General features: G+C 70.6%; 15 protein-coding genes. 3 read left to right on the top strand and 12 right to left on the bottom strand.

Annotation, left to right across the window (positions count from 1 at the left end; genetic code table 11):
* Positions 1-9: 9 nt before the first annotated feature.
* Together ACIQ6S_RS05650 and ACIQ6S_RS05655 are read right to left on the bottom strand one after the other, a co-directional pair.
* The gene (locus tag ACIQ6S_RS05650) at positions 10-1,239 is read right to left on the bottom strand and encodes a TCR/Tet family MFS transporter (RefSeq protein ID WP_397607504.1); all 1,230 of its coding nucleotides are present in this window, start codon (positions 1,237-1,239) and stop codon (positions 10-12) included.
* 71 nt (positions 1,240-1,310) lie between these two features.
* Complete coding sequence (locus ACIQ6S_RS05655; protein WP_397607505.1) at positions 1,311-1,919, bottom strand: pyridoxamine 5'-phosphate oxidase family protein; 609 nt, start codon at positions 1,917-1,919, stop codon at positions 1,311-1,313.
* 121 nt (positions 1,920-2,040) lie between these two features.
* Here ACIQ6S_RS05655 and ACIQ6S_RS05660 point away from each other — a divergent pair, with 121 nt between their 5' ends.
* The gene (locus ACIQ6S_RS05660; RefSeq protein WP_397607506.1) at positions 2,041-2,424 is read left to right on the top strand and encodes a thiol-disulfide oxidoreductase DCC family protein; all 384 of its coding nucleotides are present in this window, start codon (positions 2,041-2,043) and stop codon (positions 2,422-2,424) included.
* A 1-nt stretch (position 2,425) separates the two neighbouring features.
* Here the strand turns inward: ACIQ6S_RS05660 and ACIQ6S_RS05665 are convergent, their stop codons facing one another.
* From ACIQ6S_RS05665 to ACIQ6S_RS05675, 3 genes are all read right to left on the bottom strand, one after another.
* Positions 2,426-3,613, bottom strand: a complete 1,188-nt coding sequence (locus ACIQ6S_RS05665; protein ID WP_397607507.1) for a class I SAM-dependent rRNA methyltransferase — start codon at positions 3,611-3,613, stop codon at positions 2,426-2,428.
* A gap of 55 nt (positions 3,614-3,668) precedes the next feature.
* Entirely contained in the window at positions 3,669-4,823 is a 1,155-nt protein-coding gene (locus ACIQ6S_RS05670) for a diguanylate cyclase (protein ID WP_397607508.1), read from the bottom strand.
* Between the two features lie 101 nt (positions 4,824-4,924).
* The gene (locus ACIQ6S_RS05675; protein ID WP_397607509.1) at positions 4,925-6,073 is read right to left on the bottom strand and encodes a GGDEF domain-containing protein; all 1,149 of its coding nucleotides are present in this window, start codon (positions 6,071-6,073) and stop codon (positions 4,925-4,927) included.
* 87 nt (positions 6,074-6,160) lie between these two features.
* Here ACIQ6S_RS05675 and ACIQ6S_RS05680 point away from each other — a divergent pair, with 87 nt between their 5' ends.
* Positions 6,161-6,952 carry a rhomboid family intramembrane serine protease gene (locus tag ACIQ6S_RS05680; RefSeq protein ID WP_397607510.1) on the top strand — a complete coding sequence of 264 codons (792 nt, stop codon included), beginning with the start codon at positions 6,161-6,163 and terminating at the stop codon, positions 6,950-6,952.
* A 3-nt stretch (positions 6,953-6,955) separates the two neighbouring features.
* On the opposite strand, the gene ACIQ6S_RS05685 is transcribed toward ACIQ6S_RS05680, so the two are convergent.
* From ACIQ6S_RS05685 to ACIQ6S_RS05705, 5 genes are all read right to left on the bottom strand, one after another.
* Positions 6,956-8,212 (bottom strand): ABC transporter permease, encoded by a 1,257-nt coding sequence (locus ACIQ6S_RS05685; protein ID WP_397607511.1) that lies wholly within the window; start codon positions 8,210-8,212, stop codon positions 6,956-6,958.
* On the bottom strand, positions 8,209-9,429 hold the full coding sequence (locus ACIQ6S_RS05690; RefSeq protein WP_397607512.1) for an efflux RND transporter periplasmic adaptor subunit: 1,221 nt from the start codon (positions 9,427-9,429) through the stop codon (positions 8,209-8,211). Before ACIQ6S_RS05690 ends, ACIQ6S_RS05685 begins: the two co-directional genes overlap by 4 nt.
* Complete coding sequence (locus tag ACIQ6S_RS05695; protein WP_397607513.1) at positions 9,426-11,363, bottom strand: HlyD family secretion protein; 1,938 nt, start codon at positions 11,361-11,363, stop codon at positions 9,426-9,428. The genes ACIQ6S_RS05690 and ACIQ6S_RS05695 overlap by 4 nt, the downstream gene beginning before the upstream one ends.
* Positions 11,347-12,024 (bottom strand): ABC transporter ATP-binding protein, encoded by a 678-nt coding sequence (locus ACIQ6S_RS05700; protein WP_397607514.1) that lies wholly within the window; start codon positions 12,022-12,024, stop codon positions 11,347-11,349. The genes ACIQ6S_RS05695 and ACIQ6S_RS05700 overlap by 17 nt, the downstream gene beginning before the upstream one ends.
* 81 nt (positions 12,025-12,105) lie before the next feature.
* On the bottom strand, positions 12,106-12,552 hold the full coding sequence (locus ACIQ6S_RS05705; RefSeq protein WP_397572233.1) for an Lrp/AsnC family transcriptional regulator: 447 nt from the start codon (positions 12,550-12,552) through the stop codon (positions 12,106-12,108).
* Positions 12,553-12,678: 126 nt separating this feature from the next.
* Between ACIQ6S_RS05705 and phhA the strand changes: the two genes are divergently transcribed.
* Complete coding sequence (phhA, locus tag ACIQ6S_RS05710; RefSeq protein WP_397607515.1) at positions 12,679-13,569, top strand: phenylalanine 4-monooxygenase; 891 nt, start codon at positions 12,679-12,681, stop codon at positions 13,567-13,569.
* A gap of 39 nt (positions 13,570-13,608) precedes the next feature.
* Here the strand turns inward: phhA and mnmE are convergent, their stop codons facing one another.
* Positions 13,609-14,997, bottom strand: coding sequence for a tRNA uridine-5-carboxymethylaminomethyl(34) synthesis GTPase MnmE (gene mnmE, locus ACIQ6S_RS05715; RefSeq protein ID WP_397607516.1), 1,389 nt, complete (start codon positions 14,995-14,997; stop codon positions 13,609-13,611).
* A gap of 100 nt (positions 14,998-15,097) precedes the next feature.
* Complete coding sequence (gene yidC / locus ACIQ6S_RS05720) at positions 15,098-16,864, bottom strand: membrane protein insertase YidC (RefSeq protein ID WP_397607517.1); 1,767 nt, start codon at positions 16,862-16,864, stop codon at positions 15,098-15,100.
* Positions 16,865-16,866: the final 2 nt, after the last annotated feature.

Raw genomic sequence — 16,866 nt, forward strand, 5'->3', positions numbered from 1 at the left:
GCCACTTGCTCAGTTCGGAAGCGGCCGCGTGGCGCGATGGGCCAACACCCACGCGGCACCGAGCAATCCGGCCGAGAACAGGAAGGCCGCACCGGGCAGGTAGGCCGGCGGATGCTCGCCGATGAAGAGCCGGAAGATGCCAGTGAACAGGAAGGGCCCAAAGATGCCCGCCGTCGAGACCAGCGAGGCCAGCGAACCCTGCAGGCGGCCCTGCAGCGTTGGATCGACGCGCTGCGTGACGAGGCTCTGTGTCGCCGGGCCGGCGAGTCCCCACAGCGCCAGCAGCGGCACCGACAGCAGGAACATCGCACCGGTCGGCGCCAGACCCATCCACGCGAAGCCGGCGATGCCACTGGCCAGCCCGATACCCACCGCGCGGCGCTCGCCGATGCGCGGCACGAGCTTCCGCACCAGAACGGCCTGCACGAAGGCATTGCAGATGCCGACGAGGCCAAGCGTCAGCCCGACATCAAGCTCGCTCCAGCCGTAGCGGTAATCGGTGTACAGCACGTACACGCTCGGCAGCACGTAGTGCGCGAGTTGCGAGAGGAACACGACGCCCGCGAGGCCCAGCACGCCGCGGGCTTGGGCCAGCAATCCCAGCGCTCCCAGCGGGCTCGCGCGCTTCACGTCGAAACGGACGCTGCGCTTCTCCACCGGCAGCGACTCCGGCAGCACGAAGAATCCGTAGAGGAAGTTCGCCAGCGACAGGCCGGCCGCCACCCAGAACGGCAAGCGCACGTCGATCTCGCCGAGCACGCCGCCCAGCGCCGGGCCGAGCACGAAGCCGATGCCAAAGGCCGCGCCGAGCATGCCGAACGCGCCGGCGCGTTTCTCCGCCGGCGTGATGTCGGCGATGTAGGCATTCGCGGTGCTGATCGAGGCCGAGGTGATGCCGGCCAGCACGCGCCCGAGGAACAGCAAGGGCAGCGTGTTCGCCAAGGCCATCAGCACGAAATCGAGGCCCAGGCCCAGGTTCGACAGCAGCACCACCGGCCGCCGGCCGAAGCGGTCCGACAACGCGCCCTGGATCGGCGACGCAAGGAACTGGGTCAGCGCGAACACGCTGCCGAACACACCGACCCACCAGGCCGCGGTCTCGATCGAGCCGCCGACGAACTGCTTGATCAGGTGCGGCAGCACCGGGATGACAACGCCGATCGCGAGGATGTCGAGCGCGACGGTGATCCAGATGAAGACGAGGCCCGGAGGGCGTCGGGCCGGGGCGGCAGCGTCCACGCGGAAAGCCGTTCGAAGAGGGCGCGCAGTGTAGCGCGGCGCCTACCGTCCGCCGTGCAGGCGTGCCGCGCTCAGGGCACCAGCCACTCGCCGCGCCAGGGCCCGAAACCAACGCGCGAGAAGCGCGCCCGCCGATGGCCTTCGAACGCGAGGTGCAGCCACTCCATGCGCTGCAGCGGCACCGTCACCACCGCGAAGTTCGCCCGGCCGGCCGCGCTCTCGGCTTCGTTGGGACGATCCTTCGACAGATGCGCGGGCAGCCCGCTGGTCGGCAGCGGCGCGGGGGTGCCGGGCGCGGCCTCGGCGAGGTAGCAGCGCCGTGACATCAGCCCGGTGCGCTTCCAAGCGAGCTCCGCGACCGCGTCGTCGTGGTGCAGGACGGCGCGACCTTCGGCGCGAAGCTGGATGCTCTGCCCGTAGAAGCACAGCGCCACGCGCGGGTCGCGCTCCAGCTCGGCCCACTTCTCGCTTCGCCGATCGGTGTGGAAACCCAGCACGCCGCGCTCCCGATCCACCTGCCGCAACACGACGTAGCGCGCGCTGGGGCCGCGGGGTGAACTGGTGGCCAGCACCGCCTGGTGGAAAGCCGAGTGCCGCAAGCGTTGGCCATCGGCGAGCTGGCTCCAGAGCTGTTCGAGCACGCTGGCGAAAGTGAGCGAGGCGGGTTCACGGCTGTCCATGGGCGTATTGGAACCGCGGCACCGTCGGCGGAGCGCGAAGCATCCTGCGGCCATTCGCATCCGCGAACCGTTCTCGACCAGCTTCACCGCGGCTGCGCGCGCACTGCGCGAGGCTTGCGGCATGGATACGCCCTCGCCCACCACGCTGGAAGTCTTCTTCGACGGCGGCTGCCCGGCCTGCCGGCGCGAGATGGCGCACTACCGCGCACAGCCGGGGGCCGAAGCGATCGGCTTCACCGATGCCGCACAGGCGTTCACGCGCCTCGCCGACGTCGGGCTTGATCCAATGGCCGCGATCGCGACCCTGCATGCGCGCGACGCTGACGGCACCTGGCACATCGGCGTTCCGGCCTTCCGCGAGATCTGGCTTCGCCTGCCGCGCTACGCCCCCTGGGCGCGGCGCTTCGCGTGGCTGATCGATTCGCGCGCGCTGGCCTGGGCCTACGCCGTGTTCTGCCGGCTTCGGCTGCCGCGGCGCTGCCGCGACGGCCGCTGCCCGGCCTGATTCAATCCAGCACGCGGCAGAACGCGGCCTTCAGGTAACGGCTTTCCTGCACGTGGGCGAGCCACGGATGGTCGGCGCCGGCGCCGGCCACCTTGATCACCTGCACGGTGCGGTTCGCGTAGAAGGCCGCGCGGCGCAGCATGTCGAGGAACTCCTCCTCGCTCACCAAGCCCGTGCACGAGAAGGTCGCGAACAGCGCGCCCGGCTTGCACACGCCGAGGGCCAGCTTGTTCATGTCGAGGTACTTCTTCAGCGCCGGGATCACCTGCTCGCGGTCGCGCGTCATCTTCGCCGGGTCGAGGATCACGACGTCGTAAGCCTCGCCGCGAGCGGCGGAATCGCGCAGCCACGGGAAGATGTCGGCATGGATGAAGCGCGTCTTCGTCGCGGCGGCCTGCGCGTTGAGCTTGAGGTTCTGCTTGGCGATGGCGATGACGTCCTCGTCGATGTCGACGCCCACCACTTCCGACGCGCCGCGCGCCGCGGCGTACACGGCGAAGCCGCCGGTGTTGCAGCACAGGTCGAGCACGCTGCGGCCTTCGACCTGGCGCGACAGCCACTCGCGGTTGTCGCGCTGGTCGGCGAAGAAGCCGGTCTTGTGCGCGCTGCCGGGCGCCGCGCGGAACTGGATGCCGTGCTCGGTGATGACGACCGGCTTCGGCGCCTCGCGCTGGTGCAGGTCGAAGCTCTCCTGCTTCTGCACGTGCTCGTCGGCGAACCACCAGAACCGGCAGCCCGGGAACTGCGCTTCGAGCGCGGCGAAGATCCACTCGCGATGGCGGAACGCGCCGGCCGAGAAGAACTCGACCACCAACAGGTCGCCGTAGCGGTCGACCACGAGGCCGGAGATGCCGTCGCCTTCGGAATGCACCACGCGCCAAGCGTCGCTGACCGCATCGAGCTTCAGCAGGTCGCGGCGCAGCGAGACAGCGGCGGCGATCTTGGTGCGGAACCAGGCCTCGTCGATGGCCTCATTCGGGTCGGTGGTGAGGATGCGAAGGGCGATGCGCGAATGGCCGTTGTAGAAGCCGCGGCCGCACCAGGTGCCGTCGCGGTCGTAGACCTCGACGATGCTGCCGGGCTTCGGCTTGGTCGGCGGCTTCTCCACCATCTTCTGGAAGATCCAGGGGTGGTTCGAGCGGCGCTCGATCTTGAGGCGGACGGCGGGGTTTTCGGCAGAGGCGTTCATCACGCCATTGTACGCGCCGCCCGCGGAGCCCCGGCTCGACGGCCCCCCAGGCCGCTCAGTCGGCCGCGACGACGCGGTTTCGGCCGCCGCGCTTGGCCGCGTACATCGCATCGTCCGCACGCCGCAGCAGGTCACGCACGTCGGTGTCGCCGGGCGTGCGCGAAGCCACGCCGACCGAAATGGTCAGCGGCCAGTCGCCGTGGTCGGCGAAGGACATGGGCATCGCCGCGACCATGGCCCGCAGGCGCTCGGCGAGCACGGCCGCTTCCGGCGCGGTGGTGCCCGGCAGCAGCATCACGAACTCCTCGCCGCCGAGACGACCGACGAGGTCGGTGGCCCGCGCCTGCACGCGCAGGTGGCTGCCGAGCCAGACGAGGGCTTCGTCACCAGCATCGTGGCCGAAGCGGTCGTTGACGCGTTTGAAGTGGTCGACGTCGATCATGAGCGCGCACAGAAGCGCTTCCGGGTCGTCGATCCACGGGCGCGCGAGGGCTTCGACCCGCCGGCGGTTGGCGAGACCAGTGAGCGGGTCGGTGTTCGCCGCTTCGGCGAGTTCGTCCTGCAGGCGCGTGGCGACCATCAGCGCGAAACCCAGCGCGGTCGCCACCGGAGCGAGGGTGGCCAGCAGGTGCAGGGCGATCTGCGTGGGGTGGACGGCAATGATGGAATCCACCGGCGTACCGAAGACCTGGTTGACCGCACGGACGAGCAGCACCCCGAGGGTCGCGGCGAGAAAGGCGGCCACCACCCGGAACGAGGGAGGCCAAGGCCGGCGCGCATGGCGACGGATCAGGACGAGGCCGTGGACCAAGGGCCAGGCCAGCATCAGGGTCATGCCGATGATGCGGACGGAGACGTCGTGCCAGCCCCACTGGACCACGACGAGGAAGAGCACCGCCACGGCCATCAGTCCGGCATCGCGCCGCCACGGGATCGGGTGCTCGAAGTAGAGCTGGAAGGCGTGGTTGATGCGCTGCATGCCCGCCAGCAGCAGCACGTTGGCGAAGATGACGGAGACGACATCGGGCACGGTGCCGCGGAGCACGAAAGCCAACCACCCCAGCCCCTGCAGCACAAGGGCTTCGGCCCAGACGCGGAGCAGAAGGCGGTAGCGGGGCGGATACCCGCTGCGCACATAGGCCAGCAGCAGTGCCGTCATGAAGCACAGCACCGTGGACACCAGCATCAGCGTCATCAGGTCAAGGGCCAATCAGCAGATCCTTCCGCGAGCGGGCTGCGAGATTGTGGGGGTGGGCGGCGCCCGCCGCCAGCGCCGGCGTCGGGGCCCTTGCCGGAGGGTGAACGCGGCCCTCAGCCCGCGGCGACCACGCGGTTGCGGCCCGCGGCCTTGGCGGCGTACATCGCCTGGTCGGCGGCGTGCAGCAGCCCGGCGAGCGTGCCCGCGTCGCCGCGCTCCACCACGCCGACCGAGACGGTCACCGACAAGGGGCCATCCTCAAGAACGACCGGCGTCTCGGCGATGTCGCGGCACAAGGCCTCGGCGCGTCGATGCGCTTCCTCGAGGCTGGTATCAGGCATCAGGAGCACGAACTCCTCGCCACCGAGCCGGGCGACCACGTCCTCGGCGCGTGTCGCATGACGCAGGCGCTCGGCCAGTGCGACGAGCACGGTATCGCCGGCCTCGTGCCCACGGGTGTCGTTGATGTGCTTGAAGTGGTCGGCATCGATGGCGACGACGGCGACCTTCCGGCCGGGTTCGAGCAGCAGGGCGTCGCCCCTCCGCTGGAGCTCCCGCCGGTTGGCCAGCCCGGTCAGTGGGTCGGCGATGGCCAGACGATGAAGTTCGCGCTGCAGGCGCTCGTTGATCATCAGCAGGAAGCCCAGCGTCGACACCAGCGGAGCAAGGTTGGACAAGGTGAAGACGAGGCTCTGCATCACCGAGGCCTGCATCATGTGGTCGACGCCCCAAGCGCTCATCTGCACGACGGCGCGCGCCAGCAGGATGAGCATGGCGGCCACCATCGAGACGCCGACGACGTGGTAGGCCATGGGCTGCGGACGCGGCGCGTGGATCCAGAGCACGCGGGCGGACTCGGCGAGCACCGCGGCGACGAGCAACGCCCCCAGCACCAGGCGCGCCGTCAGGCTGGGCCAGATCCAGAAGAAAACGACGCTCACCGCCACCTGCAGCAGTGGCAGCGGCGCATCGCGCCAGCGCAGCACCGGAAGGCGAAGGAAGGCGCGGAGTGCGAAAAGCAGGCTCTGGAAGCCGAGGAACAGGGCGAGGTTGCCCAGTACCACCGAGGCCACGTCGGGGACGTGCCCACGCGCCGCGATCAACATCCAGCCGGTGGCCAGCAGGCCGATGCCGAGGGTCCAGTAGCGCAGCTCCTCCCGTGACTCCCGCGGGAAGTCGCGTATCACCGCGGCCAGGGCGATGAAGGTGAGGACGCTGAGCACCGTGGACAGCACGGCGATGGTGCGCAGATCGAGTTCCATGCGGGCCTCGCCGGAGAAGCACGATGATAGGCCCGGTGGGCGTGCCGCGCCGCTTGTCCCCGATGGGACCGCCCCCATGTTCGCGGGATGGACACCTTTGTCACCGCACCCGACCTGGTCGGACAGGCTCGCGCCCAAGGCGCGCGGGTCCGCGCTCAATTGTTCGGCTGGCTGCTGTTCGTGGTGCTGCTGGGCCTCGTGCAGATCGCCACCATCGCCTGGCCCGCGCTCTCGTCGTGGGCTGTGGTGCCGCTGACCGGGCCCGGCCTCGTCGGCCTGGTGACGGCCCCGCTGCTGCATGCCGACTGGGGCCACCTGTTCTCCAACGCGCTGGGCCTCGTGGTGCTCGGCACGCTGGTGGGCACGGTGTACCCGCGCTCGGCCTGGCGCATCGTGCTGGCGGCCTGGGTGGGCGCCGGCGTGTTCACCTGGTTCATCGGCCGGCCCTCGGTGCACCTCGGCGCCTCGGGCTTGGTGCACGGCCTGTTCTTCGCGCTGTTCACGCTGGCCCTGCTGCGCCGCGACCGCCCGGCCGTGGTGGCGGCGATGATCGCAATGATGCTGTTCGGCGGCATGCTGCTGACAGTGTTGCCACACGAGTGGCGGATCAGCTGGGAGATGCACGCGGGTGGCGCGCTGGCCGGGATCATCGCGGCCTACGTCTGGCGCCACCGCGACCCGCCACCGCCGCGCAAGCTGTATTCGTGGGAGATCGAGGAGCTGCAGGCCGAAGCGCTCTCCGAGGCGAAAGCCCTGGACGAGGCCGCCTACGAACCCGAGCGCCCGCGCGAGGTGCCGGTGCTGTGGGTGCGGCCCGAGCGGCCGGACGATCGCGGCACAGTGCTGCCGTTCCGGCGGCCCGACGACGGCCCGCGCTGAGGCTCAGTCGGTCCGCAGCGCGGCGATCGGGTCGAGCTGCGCGGCCTGTCGCGCCGGGTACACGCCAAAGCCGAGGCCGACGACCGTGCAGGCGAATACCGCGCCCAGCACCGGCAATGGGGCCCAGGCCACCTGCCAACCGGCCAGCGCGGCGATGGCGTAGGCCAGCAGCGCACCGAACACCAGACCAAGCACGGCACCGGCGGCGCAGATCGCGGCGGCCTCGCGCAGGAAGCGCGCGACGATGTCCTCCTGGCGCGCGCCCAGCGCACGCAGCAGGCCGATCTCGCGGCGCCGCTCCAGCACGTTGGCCAGCATGATGTTCATGATGCCGATGCCGCCCACGAGCAGGGACACCGCGGCGATGGCGCCCATCACCACGCGGAAGATGCGCTGCGTCTGCTGGTGCTGGCGGAACAGTTGAGCCGGGACCACGAGGCGGAAGTCATTGGCACCGGCATGGCGCTCGCGCAGCAGGGCCGAGAGCGTGCGCGCTCCGGCCTCGATGCCTTCCGGCGATTCGAGGCGCACCAGCAGGCGATCGAGCTCGTCCTGCAGCGGTGGGCTGGCGAATCGCGTCAGCGCGGTGGAGAGCGGCACATAGACGCGGTTGGTCTCAAGCCCCAGCTGCACGCCTTCGAAGGCCTCGGCGGACAGGTCGCGATCGACCAGCACGCCCACCACCTCGAGCCACACGTGGTTCACCTTCACCAGCTGGCCGACGGCCTCGCCTTCCGGGAACAGGGTGCGTGCCGCCTGGTGGCCGAGCACCGCCACCGGCGCGATGCGGCGTTCGTCCGAGTCTTCCAGCGCCCGGCCCGTGGCCACCTCGAGCGAGGAGAGGGCGAAGAACGAGGGCGTCACGCCGACGGCCTGCGCGTCGGAGGCCGCATGGTCGCTGGCCACCGCATCGGTGCGCAGCCGCTTCTCGGCCGCACTCGACTGCGCCCCCGGCACCACGGCGAGCGCTGCGGCCGCGTCGGCGCGGGTGAGGCCGAGGCTGCGTTCGCGCAGTTCGCGCAGCGCGGTTTCATCGGTCGGTGCACTGGCTTCGACGACGAGGTTGTTGAGCCCGAGGCCTTCCACGAGCCGAAGCGCCTCGCGACGGCTGCCCTCGCCCACGGCCTGCATCGCCACGATGGCGCCGACGCCGAACACGAGGCCCAGCAGGGTGAGGCCACTGCGCAGCTTGCGCCGCGAGAGCTCGTCAAAGGCTTCGCGCCAGCCGAGGCGGTCGAACAGCATCTCGCGACGGATCACGGCGTGGCCTCCGTGGCCGGTTCGGGCTCGGCCAGCACCACGGCGTCGCCGGGCGCGAGGCCGTCGAGCACTTCCGAGCGTGCCGGTCCGCGCACGCCCAGCGTGACCGGCCGCGATTGCGCTTCACCGTCCACCCAGACGCGCACCGAGGTCTGGCCGGCGTCGCTGCGCACCGCGAGGTTCGGCACGCTCAGGGCGGCCTCGGCCGACTTCAGCCGCACGCGCGCCTGAAACGCTTGGCCCGGCACCCACGCGTGCCGGGCGCCGATGTCGGTCGGCACCGCGACCTTGAAGGCGAGGTACTTGATCGGGCTGTTGCGCGAGGTCGCGCGCGGCGCGCTCGCCAGCCAGCTGATCGGCGCTTCGAAGGCCTCTTCCGGCCGACCCGCGGGGTGCAGTTCGACCGCCTGCCCGACGGCCAGCACCTGCGCCTCGATCTGCGGCAGGCTCAATTCGACTTCGAGGCTGCGGCTGTCCGGCAGGGTGGCGAGGTCATTGCTCGCCCACATCTGCGCGCCGATCTGCGGCTTCTCGCCGCCCCAGTTGGTGGCCAGCACGAACACGCCGTCGTGCGGCGCGCGCAGCTCCAGCGCGCCGAGGTCGTCCTCGCGCGTCTTGACGCCCATCGCCACGGTGTCGCGCTGCGCGGAAAGCACCTGCAGCTCGGCCCCGCCGCGCTCGGCGCTCTGGTCCTTGCGCCAGTCGAGCACCTCGCGCTTCTCGCCGAGGTAGCGCTCGTCGGCCACGGCGTCGAGGACCACGTTGCGCGCGATGGCCGCGAAGTCGGCCTGGGCATAGCGCGAGGCGATGGCGAGCTGGCTCTGCACCTGGGCGATGTCGACGTCGAGGCGACCCACGCCGATCTCGAGCTCCGCCTGCTTGGAGGCCTGCGACAGCGCATTGCGCTCGAGGTTCAACAGGGCCTTGTCGAGTTCGAGCTGCGTCTGCTCGGCACCGAAGCGCGCGACCACGTCACCGGCTTTCACCGGGCTACCGTCGGGCACCATCCACACCAGCTGGCGCTGCGCCCAGTTCTGCCCCGGCACGACGAGCTTGGTGGCCTTCGCCGCCTTGAGCTCGCCCGAGGCCTCCACCCAGAGTTCGAGCGGCGCGGGCTGCAGCACTTCCAGCGCCGGGGTCGCCTCCGGCGCGTCGCCGCAGGCGGACAGCGCGGCAAGACCGGCAAACAACGTTGCGAGGCGGAGGGAGCGCGTCATGGCGCGGCCTCCGTGGCTTCGAGTTCGACACCCACCGCCTGGCCGGGACGCAAGCCCGCGGTATCGCCCTCGAGCGAGAGTTCGACATCGATCACCGGAATCGGCTGGCGGCGCGACTTGTTGCGCACGGCGCTGCCGATGCGCGTCACGCGCGCGTCGATCTGCCGGCCGGCGCCGCCTTCGACGCGCACGCGCGCCTTGGCGCCCACCGCGAGGCGCATGAGCTCGCGCTCCGGCGCGGTGGCGCGCACGAGCAGCGTCGCCGGGTCGGGGATCTCGGCCACAGCTTGGCCGATGAACACCTGGCTGCCGACCTCGAAGCGCTCGCCGCGCCAACCGGTCCGCAGGACGAGGATGCCGTCGCGCGGCGCCTTCACCTGCAACTCGGTGACCGCGCGGCCGAGGGTCGCCACTTCGGTCTCCAGCTGGGCCAATTCGGCCTCGACCAGCACGCGTTCCGCGGCGCGCTGGGCGCGGCCGGCGGCGTAGCGCTGCTCGAACAGCGCATCGCGCTGCTCGGCGCGGGTGCGATCGATAACAAGCTTGCGGTACTCGACCGAGCGCAACAGCTCGGCCGGCTGTTCGGTCTTGCGCTCGGCCTTGATGCGCTCGGCGCGCTGCTCCTCGAGCGTGAGCGCTTCGGTGCGTTCGCGCTCCGCGAGGTCGAGCAGCAGGCGCTCGCGTTCGCTGCGCTTCTCGCGCCGCTTGCTCTCGGCCTCCTGCAGGCGGCGCTGCACTTCCGCGCCATCGAAGGCCACCACCACGTCGCCGGCCTTCACCCGCGAACCGTCGGGCGCCATCTGCGTCACCTGGTACTGCCACTGGTTCTCGACCGCCGGCGGTGCGATGGCATCGCTGCGGGCCGCGGCGATCTCGCCCTCAAGGCGCAGCGTGCCCGCGGTGCTCCCCGCAACGGCGGCGCGCGGCGCGGCGTTCGACGCGGTCGCAGGCGGCGGGCCACCGGCTTCGATGCGCGCGCTCATGCCGGGCTTGAGCGGCAGGCCGGCCGACGCCTCAAGTGTGACGTCGACGGTGAAGTAGCGGCCGCTGCCCCACTCGGCCTTCGGCTCCGGCGCACCGGCGATGCTGGCGATGCGCCCGGCCAGCGTGCGCCCGGGCAGCGCATCGAAGCGCACCTGCACCGGCTGGCCGGACCGCAGGCCAGGGCGATCGACCTCGAGCACCCACGCGCGCACGGCGAGCTCGCCGGCACCCACCACTTCGCCGATGGCCATGCCGGGATTCGCCGAAGCCCCGACTTCGAAACGTTGGCCATTCCACGGATGGAAGCCGAACACCGCGGTGCCGGCCCGGGTGGCGCGCTGCTCGGCGCGGGCGATCTGCCGCTCGGCGAACACGAGGTCGGCCTCGAGCTGGGCCACTTCCAGCGCGCCGTCGCGCGCGCGGCGCTGCACCCCGGCTTCGGCGCTGGCGAGCTCCTGGCGCTTCAGCACGATCTCGCGGCGGGCGCGCTCCGCTTCGCCCTGGTAGCGGTCGTAATCGATGCGCGCGAGGTAGTCGGCCGGGATCGCCGCATCCACTTCGGCCTTGGCCAGCGCGGCCTCGGCGTCGACCAGCGCGAGTGCGGCGTCGACGCGGCGCACGTCGAGCTCGGCGCGCTCCTTGTCGATGCGGGCTTTGGCCAGCGCGATCTGCGTCTTCAGCGCGTTGATCTGCGCGGTGGCCGCACCCGGATCGATGCGCACGAGGACGTCACCGGGCTTCACGGCGACGCCGTCCGGGGCGAGCTGGCGCAGCACGACGGGCGAACTGTTCGACATCGGCGCGTAGATGGTCTCGGCGTCCGAGGAGCGCACCACGCCACTGAGCATCACGCGGCGCGCGTCGTCAGCCGCGTCGGCCTGCGCATGGACGGGGGCCGTGTGCAGCAGGGCCGCCATCGCGAGGAGCAGGGACCTACTGGCGCTGGTCATCGTCCACCTTGCCGTCCTTCATGCGCACCTGCCGCGGCAGGCTGGCGGCCAGCGCCAGGTCGTGGGTCACCATCACCACGGTCTGCCCCGCGGCGTGCAGTTCATGCAGCAGCGCGAGGATGTCGGCCGCGCTCTTGGAATCGAGGTTGCCGGTGGGCTCGTCGGCGAGCAGCAGGGCCGGGTCGAGCACCAGCGAGCGGGCGATCGCCGCGCGCTGCATCTGACCGCCCGAGAGCTCCGAGGGCCGATGGGCCATCCGTGCGCCAAGGCCGACGCGCTCCAACAGCTCACGGGCGCGCGCTTCGACGTCGTGGGCGAAAGGCGTGCGCGAGAAGCGCATCGGCAGCAGCACGTTCTCGAGCACCGTCAGCCGCGGCATCAGGTGGAAGCTCTGGAATACGAAGCCGATGCGGCGGTTGCGCAGGTCGCTCAACTGGCCGTCATCGAGGCCGGCGACATCCGTGCCTTCCAGCAGGTAGTGGCCAGCGTCGGGGCGGTCGAGGCAGCCGAGAACGTTGAGCAGGGTCGACTTCCCCGAGCCCGACGGCCCGGTGACGCCCACGAACTCGCCGCGTTCGATGGTGAGGTCGACGCCGTCCAGGGCGTTCACCGTCTGCCCGCCGGTGCGGTATCGGCGCGCGATGTCCTTGAGTTCGATCATTCCGGGGGAGGATGCGCGGAGGCCCGTGATGGTCGCAGCGCGCCGAACAAGCGAGGGGTGCCGGAAGTCATGCCCGACCGCTCACTTCACCGCCCGCAGCACGAAGCTCGAATTGACGTCGGCCACCTGCCCACCGGCCAGCAGGCGGTCGAGCAGGAAACGCGAGAAGTGCTCGAGGTCCTGCACCCGCACTTCGATCAGGTAGTCCATGTCGCCGGTCAGCGCGTGGCAGCGCTCCACTTCGTCCCAACCGTTGATGCTCTCGGCAAAGCGGGCGATGTCGGCGGCACCGTGGCTCTTCAACTGCACGCGCACGAAGGCGCGCAGGTTCAGGCCCAGCTTCGAGGGATCAACCTCGGCGCGGTAGCCGGTGATCACGCCGTCCGCCTCGAGCCGCTGCACGCGGCGCAGGCAGGCGGAAGGCGAGAGGTTCACGCGTTCGGCCAACTCGACATTGCTCAACCGCCCCTCCCCCTGCAGGGCGCGCAGCAGGGCGAGGTCGGTGCGGTCGAGCGTCGTCGTCTGCATGTTCGTTTCCTCATTGCCAAGCCGTGCGCACGATTATTGCTCAATGGGGGCCGATTCCTGCAACTTCGCAAGCCTGTTGCGCCCGTGCGGCGCCACAATAGGCGCCCCTGCTTCCGGTCACCCGCCATGAACGCCCAGCCCCGCCGCGTCGAACACCTGCAGACCGACAAGGGCAGCGTGCCGGTCTACACCACGGCGGTGATCGAGCAGCCCTGGTCGACCTACAGCGCCACCGACCATGCGGTCTGGACGCAGCTGTTCCGCCGCCAGCGCGAACTGCTGGTGGGCCGCGCCGACGAGGAATTCCTGCGCACGCAGGACGCCATGGGCATGGGCGAGGACCGCATCCCGAAGTTCGACGAGCTCAACCGCATGCTGCGCGCGCGCACCGGCTGGGAGCTGATCGGCGTGGAAGGCCTGCTGCCCGAGCTCACGTTCTTCGAGCACCTCGCCAACAAGCGCTTCCCGGTCACCTGGTGGATCCGCACCCCCGAGCGGCTGGATTACCTCAGCGAGCCGGACCTGTTCCACGACCTGTTCGGCCACGTGCCCCTGCTGATGAACCCGGTGTTCGCCGACTACATGCAGGCCTACGGCCAGGGCGGCGTGCGCGCCCATGGCTTCGGGCCCGAGGCGCTGGCGCAGCTGACACGCCTGTACTGGTACACGGTGGAATTCGGCCTCATCAACACCGCCGCCGGCCTGCGCATCTACGGCGCCGGCATCCTCAGCTCGAAGGGCGAGTCGATCCACTGCCTCGACAGCCCGGCGCCGAACCGCATCGGCTTCGACCTCGAGCGGATCATGCGCACGCGCTACCGCATCGACACCTACCAGAAGACCTACTTCGTCATCGACAGCTACCAGCAGCTGATGGACGCGACGCGCCCGGACTTCGCGCCGATCTACGCGCGGCTTACCAACGAGCCGACCCTGCCTGCGGGCGAGGTGCTGGCCACCGACCGCGTGTTCAGCCGCGGCAGCGGTGAAGGCTGGAGCAACGACGGCGACGTCTGACGCGGACGCTCCCGTAAACGGCACGCGGCGCGACGCCGCTTATTTGCCGATGCAGAAGCTGCTGAAGATCCGCCCGAGCAGCGCATCGCTGCTGACCCGCCCGGTGATCTCACCCAGCGCATCCTGAGCGAGACGCAGGTCCTCCGCCGCCAGTTCGCCTTGTCGCGCGCGCAATTGCATCGCGGCGTCGACCAAGTGCGTACCGGCGCGGACGATGGCGTCGACGTGGCGAGCGCGTGCCGAGAACGCGCCGCCGCTGTCCGCGCCTTCGCCGGCACCGGCGGCATCGCGCAGCGCGGCACGCAGCCGGTCGAGGCCGATGCCGCGCGGGGTATCGATCCACAGGTGATGGCCGTCGTCGCGGTGGTCCTCGCGGTTCGCAGCGTGGGTGAGATCCGCGTGCGAGTGCAGCCACAGGATCGCGGGTTGCGACGGCGGGCGGCCCTCGGGCGTCGTCGACGGCACAGCGAGCTCATTGCGGAGTCGCGCCATCGCGGCCTCGGCCTCGCGGTCATCCAGCACGGCCAGCACGAGGTCGGCTTTCGCCACTTCGGCACGGGCCCGACGGATGCCTTCGGCCTCGACGACGTCCTGCGTCTCGCGCAAGCCCGCGGTGTCGACCAAGGTGAGTTCGACGCCGTCGATGCGCACCACATCGCGCAGCACGTCGCGGGTGGTGCCGGCGATCGGCGTGACGATGGCGCGCTCGGTGCCGGCCAGCGCGTTCATCAGCGCACTCTTCCCGGCATTTGGTGCACCGACGATCACCACGTGCAGGCCGTCGACCAGTCGCACGCCGCGCGCCGCATCGCGATGGAGCGCGCCGTGCAGCGCCTCGACGCGCGCCAGCCGCGCGGCCAGCTCGGGGGCGGCGAGGAAATCGATCTCCTCCTCGGGGAAGTCGATGGCCGCCTCGACGTGCACGCGCAGCAGGGTGAGCGCCTCCACCAGTTCGTCGACGCGGGCGCTGAAGACACCGTCCAGCGAGCGCCGGGCGGCGCGCAAGGCCGCATCGGACGATGCGGTGATCAGGTCGGCGACGGCTTCGGCCTGCGCGAGGTCGAGCTTGCCCTCGAGGAAGGCGCGTTCGCTGAACTCGCCGGGGCGCGCCGCGCGCGCGCCAAGCGCGAGGCAGCGCGCCACCACCTGCGCAAGCAAGCGCGGGTTGCCATGGCCCTGCAGCTCGACGACGTCCTCGCCGGTGAAGCTGCGCGGCGCGTCGAACGCGATCGCCAGCCCATCGTCGATCACCTCGCCGCCCGCATCGTGGAAGCGGGCGTAGCGGGCCTGTCGCGCCACGAAGGGTCGTTCCGTCGCGCACAGCGCCTCGGCGATGGGCTTCGCGCGCGGCCCGGACAGGCGCACCACGCCGATACCGGCGGCGCCGTTCGCGGTGGCCACGGCCACGATGGTGTCGCGTTCGCTCATGGCACGAAGCCTAGCGCGGCGACGAGGGCGGAGGAGCGCGCGAATGCGACGAGGCCCGCTTGCGCGGGCCTCGTCGGTGGTTCGCGATGCGCGCCCCGGATCACTTCGCCTTGGCGACCACCGGGGTCGTCGGACCACCGTAGCGCTTCGTCATCCACCACTGCTGGGCGAGGCCGAGCACGCCGTTGGTGAGCCAATACAGCACGAGGCCCGAGGGGAAGAAGGCGAACATCACGCCGAAGATCACCGGCATCCACTGCAGGACCTTCTTCTGCATCGGGTCCATGCCGGGGCTGGGCGTCAGCTTCTGCGTGCCCCACATCACCGCGAGGTTGAGCGCCGGCAGGATGAAGAGCGGATCGGGCGCGGTGAGGTTGTCGATCCACAGCATCCACGGCGCCTGGCGCAGTTCCACCGACTCCAGCAGCACCCAGTAGAGCGCGAGGAAGATCGGGATCGGCACCAGCATCGGCAGGCAGCCGCCCAGAGGATTGATCTTCTCCTTCTGGTACAGCTCCATCATCGCCTGGTTGAACTTCATGCGGTCTTCGCCGTACCGCTCCTTGAGCTGCTCGATGCGCGGCGCGACGGCGCGCATGCGGGCCATGCTCTGGTACTGCTTCGCCGACACCGGGTAGAGCAGCAGCTTGAGGATCACGACGATGCCGATGATCGCCCAGCCCCAGTTGCCGAACAGGCCATGCAGCCAGTTCAGCACCCAGAACAACGGCTGCGCGAGGAAGCTGAAGATGCCGTAGTCGAGGCTCAAGGGCAGCGAGGGGTGCACCGCTTCCATCGGGCCCTGAAGCTTCGGGCCGACCCACAGCGAGAGCTCCACGAGATCACTGCCACCAGGCGGCACGGTCACGGCCTGGCCGACGCTGCGCGCGGCGAAGCGGCCACCGTCGACGGCGTGCAGCGAGAACACCTGCGGCTGGCCCTTCGGCGGCACCCAGGCCGACACGAAGTGGTGCTGCAGCATCGCGATCCAGCCGTCGGTGACGGTCTTGTCCAGCGTGCCGTCCTCGACGAAGTCCTCGAACCGGCGCTTCTCGAAGTGGTCGGTCGAGCTGTACCAGGCGGAGCCGACGAAGCTGAAGCTCTCCGGATTGGTGAACATCGCCGTCTTGGCCGGCGGCGGCGGCGGAACGCGCAGCAGCTGCTGGTAGAGGTTGCCGGTGAACGCGGCGCTGCCTTCGTTGACCAGCTCATGGCGCACGCCGATGGCATAGCTGCCGCGGGTGAAGGTGTAGATCTTGCGGACCGTCAGGCCGCTGGCGGCGTCACGCCAGATCAGGGGCAGCTCGATCGACGTGGCGCCCTCGGCGAGCGTCAGCGTCGAAGCCGGGGTCTCGAAGGCGTAGCGCGCGTCGGCACCGGGCGCGGTGGCCGTGCTGAGCCAGCCGGTCTGAGCGATCTCGAAGCGCGAGGGCTCGCGGTCGAACAGGATGACGTTGCCCTTCTCGGGGTTCTCCTGGTCAAGCGGGTAGGCGAGCAGCTCGGCGAACACCAGCGTGCCGCCCACCGAATCAACCCGCAGGCGCAGCACGTCGGTGAGGATCTCGACGGTGGCAGCCGACGCATCGGCGGCCGGGGCAGGCGTCGCCGCGACGACGGGCGTGGCCTGGGGTGTATCGGCCACCGTGGGCAAGCCCGACGCGGCATCGGCCGTCGGTGCGGCCGCAGGGGCGGCGCTCGGCGCATCGGCCAGGCTGGGGAGCCCGGCGCTGCCGGCGTCCGCGACCACAGCGGCGACCGGCGCCGGCGGCGGGGTCGTCGGCGTGGTGCTGAAGCGGGTCCACTCGAAAGCCAGCAGGATCGCGACGGCGACCCAGGCGAACAACAGGAAAGCGCGGTTCTGGTTCATGC

This window comes from Silanimonas sp., assembly GCF_044377035.1.
GTDB lineage: Bacteria > Pseudomonadota > Gammaproteobacteria > Xanthomonadales > Xanthomonadaceae > Silanimonas.